This window comes from Acidovorax sp. HDW3, assembly GCF_011303755.1.
Classification (GTDB): domain Bacteria; phylum Pseudomonadota; class Gammaproteobacteria; order Burkholderiales; family Burkholderiaceae_C; genus Paenacidovorax.
The window spans coordinates 385,269-398,323 of record NZ_CP049885.1; the positions used below are offsets into that span (position 1 = coordinate 385,269).

Genomic DNA, 13,055 nt, shown 5'->3' on the forward strand with positions numbered 1-13,055 from the left:
TGCTCGCGCTTGCTGGACAAGCGCTGGAGGCTTATTTTGTTTGTAAAAATAGCTTGTATGCGGGGTTGTGCGTTTCCTCCGCGTAGGGGTAGCCCAGCTGCGCCAGGAAGGCGTCGAAGGCGGCGCCGTCCTCGGGCGGCACCTGCAGGCCAATCAGGATGCGGCCATAGTCTGCGCCCTGGTTGCGGTAGTGAAACAGCGAGATGTTCCAGCCCGGCGCCATCAGGCTCAGGAACTTGAGCAGCGCCCCCGGGCGCTCGGGGAACTCAAAGCGCAGCAGGCGCTCGTCCTGCGCCAGCGCCGAGCGCCCGCCCACCAGGTGGCGCAGGTGCTCCTTGGCCAGCTCGTCGTGCGTCAGGTCCAGGGCCTCGAAGTCCTGGCGTTCAAAGGCTTTGACGAGTTTTTCCGATTCGCCCCGGCCATGCGTCGTCATGCCCACAAATACATGGGCGCGCGCGCTGTCGCCGATGCGGTAGTTGAATTCGGTGATGTTGCGCGGCCCGCCGGGCAGCTGGCCGATGAGCTGGCAAAAGCGCTTGAAGCTGCCGCGCGCCTCGGGGATGGTGACGGCCAGCAGTGCCTCGCGCTCCTCGCCCACCTCGGCGCGCTCGGCGACGAAGCGCAGGCGGTCAAAATTCATGTTCGCGCCGCAGAGGATGGCGGCGTAAGTTTCGCCCTTGGTTTTGTGCTGCGCCACGTACTGCTTGATGGCCGCCACCGCCAGCGCTCCGGCCGGCTCGACGATGCTGCGCGTATCGACAAAAATATCCTTGATCGCCGCGCACACGGCGTCGGTGTTGACGGTGATGAAATTGTCCACCAGGCCCTGGGTGACGCGAAACGTCTCCTCGCCCACGAGCTTGACGGCCGTACCGTCGGAGAACAAGCCCACATCAGCGAGCGTCACGCGCGCGCCCGCACGCACGGACTCGATCATGGCGTTGGAGTCGTTCATCTGCACGCCAATCACCTTGATCTCCGGGCGCAGCGCCTTGATGTAGTTGGCCACGCCGGCAATCAACCCGCCGCCACCAATGGCGACGAACACCGCATCGAGCCGCTGGCTGCCCAGGCTTTGCAGCTGGCGCAAAATTTCCATCGCAATCGTGCCCTGGCCGGCGATCACGTCCGGGTCGTCGAACGGATGCACAAAGGTCAGCCCCTGCGCCTGCTGCAGCTGCAGCGAGTGCTGGTAGGCGTCGGTAAAGCTCTCGCCCGCCAGCACGACCTCGCCGCCCAGCGCCTGCACGGCATCGATCTTGAGCTGCGGCGTGGTCGTCGGCATGACGATCACGGCGCGCGCGCCGAGCTTGCGCGCGCTCATCGCCACGCCCTGGGCGTGGTTGCCGGCCGAGGCGCAGATCACCCCCTTTTGCAGCAGCTCGGGTGCCAGCTGCGCCATCTTGTTGTAGGCCCCGCGCAGCTTGAAGCTGAACACCGGCTGCTGGTCCTCGCGCTTCAAGAGCACCTTGTTGTGCAGGCGCCGGCTCAGCGACTTGGCCGGCTCCAGCGCCGACTCCACCGCCACGTCGTAGACGCGGGCGGTGAGGATTTTCTTCAGATAGTCGAGGGGGGTCAGGGGCTGGCTCATGGTCGGCGGGCAAGGGCAGGGGGAAACCCCAAATCATAGGCCCGTCGCCCGCAGAGCAAAAAAAAGCCCCAGGCCGCAGGGCCGGGGGCTGAATCCACCGTTAGAGGAGGTGGAGGAGACAAGAGGCGCAACGCCCAGGGCATTGCATGGCGGCGATTGTAGCGCATTTATGTTGCGGTGCAACATAGTGCGACCCTTCTAGGCGAAGGGCGGATTTTTTTGTTGCAATCGAGCCCTTTTCTTCACTGCAGGGAGCAAGACGATGGAATGCACCGTCAACTGGACAGGGGGCCTGGGCACGCGCTCGGGCATGGGCTTTGTGGCCGAGACGGGCAGCGGCCACGTCCTCACCATGGACGGCGCGCCCGACGCCCAGCAACCCGCCCTGGGCGGGCAGAACCTGGCGCCGCGTCCGCTGGAGACGCTGCTCGCCGGCACCGGCGGCTGCACCGCGTACGACGTGGTGCTGATCCTGCGCCGGGGCCGCCACGACGTGCGCGGCTGCAGCGTCAAGCTTTCGGCCGAACGTGCCGATACCGAGCCCAAGGTGTTCACCAAGATCCACATGCACTTCACCGTCACCGGCCACAACATTCCCGATGCCGCCGTCGAGCGCGCCATCGCCCTGAGCCACGAAAAATACTGCTCGGCCAGCGTCATGCTGGGCAAGACGGCGCAGATCACCACGGGTTTCGAGGTGGTGGCGGCCTGAAATGCCATCACCGGGGCACGGAGCCGCCATGGCCGTGAAAACCCGTGGGTGTAAGCCCGTGTGTGGTTGTTGCACTACAGCAACGAAATCGGCGGTTTCGTACGTTGGCATGGGGATTTTCTTTGCGCTGTCCCCCCGGCTCTGGTGCAATTGGTGCAACTTCCCCATCAGGAGGTTGGCCGGGATCGGTAGGGCGCGCCCTGGCGCTGCTTGCGCAGCGCCCCGGTTCCACTGTTAAACCTTGGAGTATTTGTAATGAAAAAATCCCTGATCGCCCTGGCCGTGCTGGCTGCTTCCGGCGCCGCCATGGCCCAATCCTCCGTGACCCTGTACGGCGTGGCCGACGCTGGCGTGACCTATGTCAACGGCGGTAAGAATTTCACTGGCGTTGAATCCGGCCAAAACAAAACTAGCCGCCTCGGCTTCAAGGGTGTGGAAGACCTGGGCGGTGGCTTGAAAGCCAACTTCGTCCTGGAAGGTGGTCTGAATCTTGATTCTGGTGATGGCAACTCCGGCGCTCCTGCTGGTGCAGCTGCTAGCACCGGCTTCTCGTTCCAGCGTCAATCCACTGTTGGCCTGTCTGGCGGCTTTGGCGAAGTGCGCCTGGGTCGTGAGCTGACCGCTGCTTACAACGCCACTGCGCGTTACGACGTGTTCGGCTCTGTGGGTCTGGGTGCTTCCCAGCTGTGGGCTAACGGCGGTGTGTTCAGCATTCCTGTCGATCCTACGACTGTTATCAAGGCTCGCTCTACTACCGATCAGCGTGTGAGCAATGCTGTGACCTACGTGTCGCCTGATTTTGCTGGCTTCAAGGTTGGTGTGAACTACGGCTTTGGCGAAGTGGCTGGCGCTAACAGCGACAACCGTTACATGGGCGCTGCCGCAACCTACGACAACGGCCCGATCAGCTTGGGTTTTGGTCTGGAGCGTATGAACAAGCCGGGCAATGCTTTGGCTCTGGGTAACACCGATGCGATTAGCCTGGGTGGTTCTTACGACCTGGGTGTTGCCAAGCTGCTGGCTGGCTATCGCCAGTCGACCGTTAAGGGCTTCTTGGGCGATAACACTCCGAATCTGAAGACCAAGGGCTACATGCTGGCTGTGACTGCCCCTGTGGGCCCTGGTCTGGTTCGCGCCTCTTACAACCGTTATGAAGCACGCTTTGATGACGGCAAGACTACTGCTAACCACTTCAGCGCTGGTTATGTGTACAACATGTCCAAGCGTACGGCTCTGTACGGTACCTACTCGTACCTGAAGAACAGCAACGAAGACAACCTTTGGGGTATTTCCAGCAAGGCTGCTGTGAAGGACAACGGTTCGCAGCAAGGTCTGCAAGTTGGTGTGACCCACGCCTTCTAATCACCGGCTGGCGCAAGCCAGCCAGTGCCAAGAAGCACAAAAACCGCTGCCGCGTGCAGCGGTTTTTTTTCACCCTTTCAAAGCAAGTGTCTCTTGTGTGACATGGCCCTAGGGTTAACGCCTGTGGTGTATGTGCCCAGCGCGCTTGCCGGTGCGGTGAGAGATTTGAACAATCGGTTCACTTTCCCTTTGCCGTCCCCAACAGGGATGGCGCAGCCGGCTTGGGTAGCAGGCGAGGTGATTGTCACGGTCACACGCCGTTATTCTGGGTGCAGGCTGGCCTGTACCGTCCGAATGAAAACAAGCAATTTTTCCCATCCTAGAGGAGTCGTTTCCATGAAGAAAACCGTCATCGCAGCCCTGGCCCTGTGCGGCGCAGGCGCTGCCCTGGCCCAGTCCCAGCCCGCAGCTGCGCCCGCTAACACCAGCAAGGTGCAGCTCTCTGGCGTGGTCGATGCTGCTTATCGCTATACCAACAACGAAGGCAAAGATCAAGGCGGCCTCAACCGTATGGTGGGCGGCGGCATGTCGCAAAGCCGCTTGGAATTCACCATTGAAGAAGACATGGGCTCGGGCACCAAGGCTCTGGCTTATATGGAGCACCGTTTCAACACCGACAACGGCCAGAAAGACACCAAGCCGGTCGATGCACCGTTTTTCCAGCTGTCTTACGTGGGCCTGCAAGGCCCCTACGGTCGCCTGACCATGGGCCGCCAGTGGAACGTACTGTTCGACGTGGTGACCAGCACCTACGCCTCGTTCCCGTACTCGCCCTACATGGACGCCTACAAGCCCGAGCTGGGCATGGCCATGGGCGCACGCACCAGCAACTCGCTCAAGTACATCATTGCGAACGCCGACCGCAGCCTGGCCGCTGGCCTGCAGTATTCGTTTGGCGAGAACAATGAAGTCAAGGACATGCCCTTGATTGATTTGCTCAAGCCGGGCGCTAAAGAAGCGCTGGTGACCCAGTTGCAGGGCCCGGTGCAAAATTACGGCGGCTTCGTGCGCTACTCCAAGAACGGCATTTCCGTCGGCGGTGGCTACATGAACTTCAAGCTGCCCGGCGGCACCAAGGTCGATGCCTTCACCCTGGGCGGTTCCTACAAGGTTGGCGCCCTGTACCTGAACGCTGGCTACGGTCAGAACAAGGTCAAGAACCCGTTCAACGCCACGGTGCCAAGCATGGCCGATGCGGTGCTGTTGTCCACCTACTGGTCGGGCCAGACCAACGGCGGTTTCATGCCCGGTCCTATGATTTATGACTTTGACGCGGGGGCACTGCAGCCGCAGAACGTGGGTCAGGTCGGCAACTCCGCAAGCAAGCGCGAGATGTTCAAGATCGGCTTTGGCTACCAGGTCACGCCGCAGATCAACGCTGGCGCGCATTACTTCCACGCCAAGCAGTCCGGCTCGGCCAATGGCGTGTACAACGGCAATGCCAATTTCTTCGTCACGGCCGTGGATTACGCTTTCTCCAAGCGCACCGATGCGTACGCTGCTATCGACTACACCAAGGTCAGTGGCGGCGATGGCATGACCATCGACAAGTTCGGCGCCCGCAGCCGCACCGGCTTCACCGTCGGCCTGCGCCACCGCTTCTAAGCTGCCGCGTAAGCCTTTAAAGCCCTTCCCTGGGCTTTCCCGGTTTGCTCCCAGGCCCCTGCGTGCAGGGGCTTTTTTTCGTCCTGCTGCCTGCTAGCATGGGCGCTCCCCTTATCCATTGCAGAGGGCTTGTATGCCGGCATTACGTTACAGGGCCAGTGGCCGCGTGTTTGCGCAGATTGCCCAGTTCCACCCCGAGCTGACGGCGCTGCGCCGCGATTTGCACGCGCACCCCGAGCTGGGTTTTGAGGAGCATTACACGGCGGCGCGGGTGAAAGAGGCGCTGCAAGCCTGCGGTGTTGATGAAATCCACACCGGCATCGGCCGCACCGGCCTGGTGGCATTGATCCGGGGCCGGGGCGATGGCGGCGGCGCCATGGTCGGCCTGCGCGCCGACATGGACGCGCTGCCCATGACCGAGCACAACGACTTCGCCTGGAAGTCCGGCAAGAGCGGCCTCATGCACGGCTGCGGCCACGACGGCCACACGGCCATGCTGGTGGGCGCGGCGCGCTACCTGGCGGCCACGCGCTACTTTGACGGCACGGCGGTGCTCATCTTCCAGCCCGCCGAAGAGGGCGGCGGCGGCGCCCGCGTGATGATGGAAGACGGCCTGTTCGAGCGTTTTCCGGTGCAGGCGGTGTACGCCCTGCACAACTGGCCGGCGCTGCGCGCCGGCATGGTGGGCCTCAACGGCGGCGCCATGATGGCGGCGGCAGACCGCATCACCATCGACATCAGCGGCCGGGGCGGCCACGGCGCCCACCCCTACCAGACGCAGGACGTGATCCTGGCGAGCGCGCACATCATCACCGCCATTCAGAGCATCGTGGCGCGCAATGTGCGGGCGCTCGACAGCGCCGTCATCAGCCTGTGCGCCATGCAGGCCGGTGACTTGGGCGCCTTCAGCGTGCAGCCCGGCTGCGCCACCCTGGTGGGCACGGTGCGCACGTTTGACGCCGGGGTGCAGGAGCTGGTGGAGACGCGGCTCAAGGAGCTGTGCAGCGCCGTGGCCCTGGGCCTGGGCGTGTCGGCCAGCGTGCGCTATGAGCGCGTCTATCCCGCCACGCTCAACCATGCCGAGCAGGCGCGCCTGGCGGGCGACGTGGCGCAAAGCCTGGTCGGGGCCGATAACGTCGAGCGCCAGCTGGAGCCGAGCATGGGGGCGGAGGATTTTTCCTTCATGCTGCAGGCCCGTCCCGGCGCCTACCTGCGCCTGGGCCAGGGCGGCGTGCAGGGCGGTGCGGCGCTGCACAGCAGCCGCTACGACTTCAACGACGAGGTGCTGCCCCTGGGGGCGGCGCTGCACGCCGGCCTGATCGAGCAGTCCTTGCCCTGGCAGGCGCAGCCCACGCCGGCGCTGCCCGGGCGCGACCAGAAGGCGCTGGCGGCGATTTTTTCCTAACCGTGTCAGAGCCGGTGCGTGCGGTCGCCGTGGCCAAAGCCCACGGCGGGCCAGGGTGCACCCTTGGCCAGCAGCAGCACCTTGAACAGCTCGCCCATTTCGTGCTCCAGCATCAATTTGGCCGCCATGGCGCGCTGGGCAAGCGTGACTAGCTCCATTTTTTGTAGCAAACCGCAGTTCACCAAAAAATGCCCCTGCGAGGTGTAGCCCAGCACCTCAAAGCCCGCCTCCTGCCCGGCGACGGCGATGGCGGTGAAGTTGACGTGGGCGGTGATGTCCTTGGCGCCCACGGCGGTCAGCGGGTCGGGGTCGGCGCGGTGCGCCTGGTGGCACATCACCGTGCCCATGCTGCGCTGGGGGTGGTAGTACTCGCTCTCGCCAAAGCCGTAGTCGATGAGCAGCAGCGCGCCGCGCGCGAGGCGCTCGCCCAGGGTGTGGATGAAGGCTTCGCCCTGCGCGTGCAGCTCGGTCAGGTAGTCGTGCTCGCCTTCCACGTCCAGCGGGGGGCGCAGCGCCGTGGGGCGATCCTCCCAGGCCAAGCCGTGCCCCTGCCAGGCCACGCCGCGCTCGTACCACTGGCCGTCCACGCGGGCGATGAGCTGCACCGGCATGGCGTCGAGCAGCTCGTTGCCCAGCACCACGCCGGTCATGTGCGCGGGCAGCGTGCTGTGCCAGCAGACCCGCTCGCCCCAGGCGGCCAGGCGTTCTTGCTGGCGCGCGCGCAGGTCGCCCGAGAGATCGACGATGTGGTAGCGCCGCAGCGGCTGGCCCAGGGCGTCGAGGGCGGTGAGCAGCTGCGCCGCCAGCGCGCCGGTGCCGGCGCCAAACTCCCACACCTCGTCGGTGCCGGTGTGCACCAGCGCCTCCTGCACCTGCACGGCCAAGGTGGCGCCAAACAGCGGGGACATTTCTGGCGCGGTGACAAAGTCGCTGCCGCCCTCGGGCATGGCGCCGATTTTGGGCAGGCCGCCGCTGTAGTAGCCCAGGCCCGGGGTGTAGAGGGCCAGTTCCATGAAGCGGTCAAAGCCGATCCAGCCGCCGGCCTGGGTGATCGCCGCGCAAATCACCGACGACAAGGGTGATTCGGGGGCGCTGGGTAGAATTTTCGGTTCGTTGCTCATCACAGCCGGGATTGTCCCCGACTCTTTGCCATGCCCCCACCCTCTTTTCGCACCGTGCTGGTGACTGGCGCGGCCCGGCGTCTGGGGCGCGAGATTGCCTTGGATTTGGCGCGTGCCGGCTGGCGCGTGGCCGTGCATTACCGGGGTTCGCGCCAGGATGCTATGCAAACTGTAGCTGCTTGCGCTGATCTGGCGGGCGATAGCGCCTGTTTTGATGCTGATTTTGCCGATGAGGCGGCGGTGCGCAGCCTGCTGCCGCGCGTGTGCGCGCACTGGGGCCGGGTGGACGCCGTGGTCAACAGCGCCGCGCTGTTCGAGCATGACGACGCCGCCAGCTTCAGCTACGCCCGCCTGGAGCAGCATGTGCGCAGCAACACCGGCGCGCCCATTGTGCTGGCGCAGGCGCTGCACGCGCACCTGTTGCAGCGCCAGGCGGCGGGCGAGGCCGACGTGCAGGGTGCGGTGGTCAACCTGCTCGACCAGAAGCTGTGGAACCAGAACCCCGATTTTTTGAGCTACACCCTGTCCAAAGCCGCGCTCGAAGCCGCAGGCACCATGCTGGCGCTGGCGCTGGCGCCGCTGGTGCGGGTGGTGGGCGTGGCCCCGGGGTTGACGCTGACCAGCCATATGCTCGCGCCCGAGCGCTTTGCCCAGCTGCACGCCCTGAGCCCGCTCGGGCGCAGCTCCGAGCCGGCCGAGGTGGCGGCGGCGGTGCGCTTTGCGCTGGAGAACCGGGCGGTGACAGGCACCACGCTGCTGGTCGATGGCGGCCAGCACCTGCAGCGCTTTACACGCGATTTTTCCTTGATGTGAGTTTGACCATGTACAACCCCGCCGGTACGCAAATTTTGACCCTGACGGGCCTGCGCTTCGATGCCAATCTGGGCATCCTGGCGCACGAGAAAACTGCCCCCCAGCCCATCCAGGTCGATGCCGAGCTGAACCTGGGCACGCAGCCCCTCAAGCCGCAAGACGATGACATCCTGCACGTGCTCGACTACCGCAAGGTGCGCCAGATCATCATCGACGAGTGCCGCGCCGAGCACGTGAACCTGCTCGAGAGCCTGATCGGCAAGCTCGCGCAGCGCCTGCTGCAGCTGCCGGGCGTGATCGGCGTGCGCGTGAAAATCGCCAAGCTGGAGATTTTTGACGACTGCGAGGTCGCCATCCGCATGGAAAGCGGCCAGTGGTAGCTCAGGTGTTGGCGGCTGCGGCTATGGCCTGGGCCCGCAGGTAATCCTCCAGCTCCCGAAGCGGCAGCGGGCGGCTGAAAAAATAGCCCTGGTAGTAGCGGCAGCCCCAGCCGTGGAGCAGGTCGCGGTGTGCCTGCGTTTCCACGCCCTCGGCAATCACCTCCAGCCCCAGGCTCAGGCCCAGGCCAATGATGGATTGGGCGATGACGGCGTCGTTGGCGTCGTCGAGCAGGTCGCGCACAAAGCTCTGGTCGATCTTGAGCTGATCGAGCGGCAGACGCTTCAAGTAGGCGAGCGAAGAAAAACCCGTGCCGAAGTCGTCGAGCGAAAAGCGCAGCCCCAGCTGGCGCAGCGCGTTCATGCGCTCAATCACTTGCTCGGTGTCGTGCAGCATCAGGCTCTCGGTGAGTTCGAGCTTGAGCTGCGCCGCTGGCGCGCCTGTGGCGTGCAGCACCTCGTACACCTGCTGCACAAAATCTTCCTGGCGAAATTGGTCGGCGCTGACGTTCACGGCCATCGTCAGGTGGCGCCGCGCCGGCTCCTGCGCCCAGGCCGCGAGCTGGCTGCAAGCCTGGTGCAGCACCCAGCGCCCCAGCGGCACGATGAGGCCGGTTTTTTCTGCCAGCGGAATGAATTCTGCCGGCGAGACCATGCCGTGGCCCGGCAGGTGCCAGCGCAGCAGCGCCTCCACACCGACAACCTGGCCGGCGGTATCGAGCTGGGGCTGGTAGTGCAGGGCGAACGATTGTTTTTGCAGCGCCTCGCGCAGGCTGCGCTGCAGGCGCGCGCGGCCGCTGACCTGGTCTTGCATCTGCGGCTCAAAAAACAGCACGCTACCGGCACCGGCGTTCTTGGCCTGGTTCAGCGCCAGCACCACGCGGCGCAGCAGCTCTTGCGGCTCCTGGTAGCTCTCGCCCCACACCAAAATGCCAATGCTGACGCTGGCATGGTGTTGCACGCCCGCCAGCGTCAGCGGCTCGGCCAGGGCTTTTTGCAGGCGTTCGGCCAGGTGCTGGGCGTCGTGCGCGGCCAGCACCGGCGGCAGGTTTTCGAGCAGCACCAGAAACTGATCGGCCCCCAGACGCGCCACCGGGTGCTGCGGGCGCACGATGGTGCTGATGCGCTGCGCCAGCTGGCGCAGCAGGGCGTCGCCCTGGTCGCGGCCCCAGGCATCGTTGACGGATTTGAAATCGTCAAGGTCCAGGCACAGCAGCGCGCCCAGCTGCCGGCGTTCGAGGGTGCGCGTTTGCGCCTGCGCCAGCAGCGTGCTCAAGTGCTGGGCGTTGCACAGGCCGGTGAGGCTGTCGGTGTGCGTCAGGCGCTCGATTTGCTCGGACGCCTGGCGGTAGGCGGTGATGTCTTGCGCCGCCCACAGCAGGCAGGGCTGGCCGTCCAGGTGCAGCAAGCTGGCGGAGATGCGCACCGTCAGCCGCTGGCCGTCGCGCGTGAGCAGCTCTTGCTCGCTGGGGGTGCTGTAGCCCTGCGCCAGTGCCTGCTCGATGATGGGCGTGCGCTCGCTCGGGTCGGGCCACAGTTGCAGCGACGGGCCGCTTTGCCCCAGCACGTCGCTGCGGGGCCAGCCAAAGAGGCGCTCAAAGCTGTGGTTGATGTCCAGGATCTGACCGTCGGCCAGGCGCGTGATGTCCAGCGCGTCGTGGCTCGTCATGAACGCCTGGCGGTAGCGCTCCTCGCTCTCGCCCAGGGCTTGCTGGCGCTGGCGCAGCTGCGCCAGCAAGTGGTTGAAGCCGCGCACCAGCAGGCTGATTTCATCGGGGCGCGGCGCCGTCAGCGGCGCCAGCGGGCTCTGGCCCTGCGCCATGGCGCTGAGCTGGCTGGCAATGCGTTCGAGCGGCTGCAGCTCGCGGCGCAGCAGCCACCACATGGTGCCCACCACCAGCAGCGTGAGCGCCAGGGCACCGGCCAAAATTTGGCGCTGCACGAGCTGCAACGGGGCAAAGGCTTGCGCCGTGGGCTGCACCACCACCACCATCCAGTCGGGCAGCGCCACATGCCGGGTCGATGCCAGAACCTGCACCTTGCCCATGGGCGCGACGGTGCTCTCTTGCAGCGCGCCCCGGATGAAGCGATCCATTTCCGGGTTCACGCCCACGGGCGGCAGCGCTTCGAGCACCCGGCGCCGGTCGCTGGCGGCGACGATGGTGCGCGTCTGGCGCGCGATGACGTAGTAGTCGCCCAGCTGGCGTTCGGACAGCAGCTGTACGGCATCGACGAAGTTGGGCTGGCTCAGGTTTACCAGCCCGACCAGGGTGCCCAGCACCCGCCCGTCCATGCCGCGCACCGGCGTTGCCAGCGCCACGATGGGATATTGCCCATCGGGCCCGGCCATGGGGTGGCTGATGACGGTCAAGCCCCCCAGTGCCGCCTGCACGTAGCTGCTAAAGCCCTGGTGCAGGGCGCTGGCGGTGTGAAACACCGTGTGCGGATAGGCCGCGAGCACGCTGCCCGCGCTGTCGGTCACAAAGGTGCCGCCGGTGAACATCTGCTGCAGCACGGTGCGGCTGGTCAGGCGCTCGGGCAGGTCGTCGGGATAGCGTTCGAGCGCGGCGCTGAGCACGGCGGCCACGCTTTGCAGGGCTTGGGTGCGCTCTTGCAGCGCCTGCTCCATTTCCTGGCCCAAAAGGGTGGCGACGGCCATCTGCCGCTCCTGCAGCTGCAGCTGCAATTCCTGGCGCAGGCGCTGTTGGGCCAGCAACACCAGCGCCCACATGCCCGCCAGCAGCAAGGCCAGCACCCAGAGGGTGATGCGGGTTTTGAGCGAGCGTTGCAAGGCAGTTACGAGCATGGTGTGGATGACCTTAGCACGCTTGGCTGATAGCTGCCTGATGGCGGGCGGGTGCCGGATGGTGGGGTGCGCTGGCGGGCCTGCCATCGTTGCCAAAAAGCCCTAAAAACCGCTGCCAGGGCGCAAATACAGGGACAATTTGCGCCCCCGCCGCTGCCCACCCTGGGCGCGCTGCCTCTTTTTTTGTTTACTAGCGCACCATGAACGCCGCCACCGACAACCCCTGGCTGACCGAAGAAGCCGAACCCGCCGCCGCCGGCACCACCAGCACGGCCAGCAACAAGCCCAAAATCGAGCGCGAGGCGCACAAGCTGGAAAAGCGCCTGTGCCGCGAGGTGGGGCGCGCGATCACCGACTTCAACATGATCGAGGAGGGCGATCGCATCATGGTCTGCATGTCCGGCGGCAAGGACAGCTACACCCTGCTCGACATCCTGCGCAAGCTGCAAAAGCGTGCGCCGGTGAAGTTCGAGATCGTTGCCGTCAACCTCGACCAGAAGCAGCCGGGCTTTCCCGAGCACGTGCTGCCCGACTACTTCAAGAGCATAGGCGTCGAGTACCACATCGAGAACCAGGACACCTACAGCGTCGTCAAGCGCGTCGTGCCCGAGGGCAAGACCACCTGCAGCCTGTGCAGTCGCCTGCGCCGCGCCATCCTCTACAAGGTGGCCGATGACTTGAAGTGCACCAAGCTGGCGCTGGGCCACCACCGCGACGACATCGTCGCCACGCTCATGCTCAACATGTTCTACGGCGGACGCATGAAGGGGATGCCGCCCAAGCTGGTGTCCGACGACGGCAAGCATGTCGTCATCCGCCCGCTGTGCTACGTGCCCGAGAAGGACACGGCGCGCTGGGCGCAGTACCAGCAGTTCCCCATCATCCCCTGCAACCTGTGCGGCAGCCAGGAGGGCTTGCAGCGCGTGGTCGTGAACGAAATGCTGCGCGAGTGGGACAAAAAATTCCCCGGCCGCATCGAGAGCATGTTGCGCGCCATGGGCCACGTGGTGACCACGCACATGATGGACCCCAAGCTCTACGACTTCTACAACGCCCGCGCCACCGGCATTGCCGATCCCAATGGCGACATGGTGTTTGACGAGGAAGAATTCCCCGCCACCCCCAGCCTGCCGGGGATGCAGGTCATCCAGATGGGGTGATTGCAAGCAAAAAGTGGCTCTAGCGCTTGCCAGGCAAGCGCAAGCAGCTATTAAATAAATAGCATCAGGAACCAATTCCCGGCGCTGCCCCTCCCTCTTTGTC

At 65.0% G+C, this 13,055-nt stretch carries 10 protein-coding genes; 7 read left to right on the plus strand and 3 right to left on the minus strand.

Annotated elements, in window-relative coordinates:
- Positions 1 to 31: 31 nt before the first annotated feature.
- Complete coding sequence (gene ilvA, locus G7045_RS01695) at positions 32 to 1,591, minus strand: threonine ammonia-lyase, biosynthetic (RefSeq protein ID WP_166156424.1); 1,560 nt, start codon at positions 1,589 to 1,591, stop codon at positions 32 to 34.
- Between the two features lie 262 nt (positions 1,592 to 1,853).
- On the opposite strand from ilvA, the gene G7045_RS01700 reads away from it, so the two are divergent.
- The 4 genes from G7045_RS01700 (at position 1,854) to G7045_RS01715 (ending at position 6,675) form a co-directional block, all read left to right on the plus strand.
- The gene (locus tag G7045_RS01700) at positions 1,854 to 2,303 is read left to right on the plus strand and encodes an OsmC family protein (RefSeq protein WP_166156427.1); all 450 of its coding nucleotides are present in this window, start codon (positions 1,854 to 1,856) and stop codon (positions 2,301 to 2,303) included.
- Positions 2,304 to 2,558: 255 nt separating this feature from the next.
- Positions 2,559 to 3,665: a porin gene (locus tag G7045_RS01705; RefSeq protein ID WP_166156430.1), complete on the plus strand. Its 1,107-nt coding sequence runs from the start codon at positions 2,559 to 2,561 to the stop codon at positions 3,663 to 3,665.
- 336 nt (positions 3,666 to 4,001) lie between these two features.
- On the plus strand, positions 4,002 to 5,270 hold the full coding sequence (locus G7045_RS01710) for a porin (protein ID WP_166156433.1): 1,269 nt from the start codon (positions 4,002 to 4,004) through the stop codon (positions 5,268 to 5,270).
- Between the two features lie 133 nt (positions 5,271 to 5,403).
- Positions 5,404 to 6,675 carry a M20 aminoacylase family protein gene (locus tag G7045_RS01715; RefSeq protein ID WP_166156436.1) on the plus strand — a complete coding sequence of 424 codons (1,272 nt, stop codon included), beginning with the start codon at positions 5,404 to 5,406 and terminating at the stop codon, positions 6,673 to 6,675.
- Positions 6,676 to 6,680: 5 nt separating this feature from the next.
- Here the strand turns inward: G7045_RS01715 and G7045_RS01720 are convergent, their stop codons facing one another.
- Positions 6,681 to 7,796 (minus strand): class I SAM-dependent methyltransferase, encoded by a 1,116-nt coding sequence (locus G7045_RS01720; RefSeq protein ID WP_166156439.1) that lies wholly within the window; start codon positions 7,794 to 7,796, stop codon positions 6,681 to 6,683.
- A gap of 30 nt (positions 7,797 to 7,826) precedes the next feature.
- Between G7045_RS01720 and G7045_RS01725 the strand changes: the two genes are divergently transcribed.
- Positions 7,827 to 8,609 carry an SDR family oxidoreductase gene (locus tag G7045_RS01725; RefSeq protein WP_166156442.1) on the plus strand — a complete coding sequence of 261 codons (783 nt, stop codon included), beginning with the start codon at positions 7,827 to 7,829 and terminating at the stop codon, positions 8,607 to 8,609.
- 8 nt (positions 8,610 to 8,617) lie between these two features.
- Complete coding sequence (locus G7045_RS01730; RefSeq protein WP_166156445.1) at positions 8,618 to 8,989, plus strand: dihydroneopterin aldolase; 372 nt, start codon at positions 8,618 to 8,620, stop codon at positions 8,987 to 8,989.
- A gap of 1 nt (position 8,990) precedes the next feature.
- Here the strand turns inward: G7045_RS01730 and G7045_RS01735 are convergent, their stop codons facing one another.
- Positions 8,991 to 11,792: an EAL domain-containing protein gene (locus G7045_RS01735; RefSeq protein ID WP_166156448.1), complete on the minus strand. Its 2,802-nt coding sequence runs from the start codon at positions 11,790 to 11,792 to the stop codon at positions 8,991 to 8,993.
- 200 nt (positions 11,793 to 11,992) lie between these two features.
- Here G7045_RS01735 and ttcA point away from each other — a divergent pair, with 200 nt between their 5' ends.
- Positions 11,993 to 12,952, plus strand: a complete 960-nt coding sequence (ttcA, locus tag G7045_RS01740; RefSeq protein ID WP_166156451.1) for a tRNA 2-thiocytidine(32) synthetase TtcA — start codon at positions 11,993 to 11,995, stop codon at positions 12,950 to 12,952.
- Positions 12,953 to 13,055: the final 103 nt, after the last annotated feature.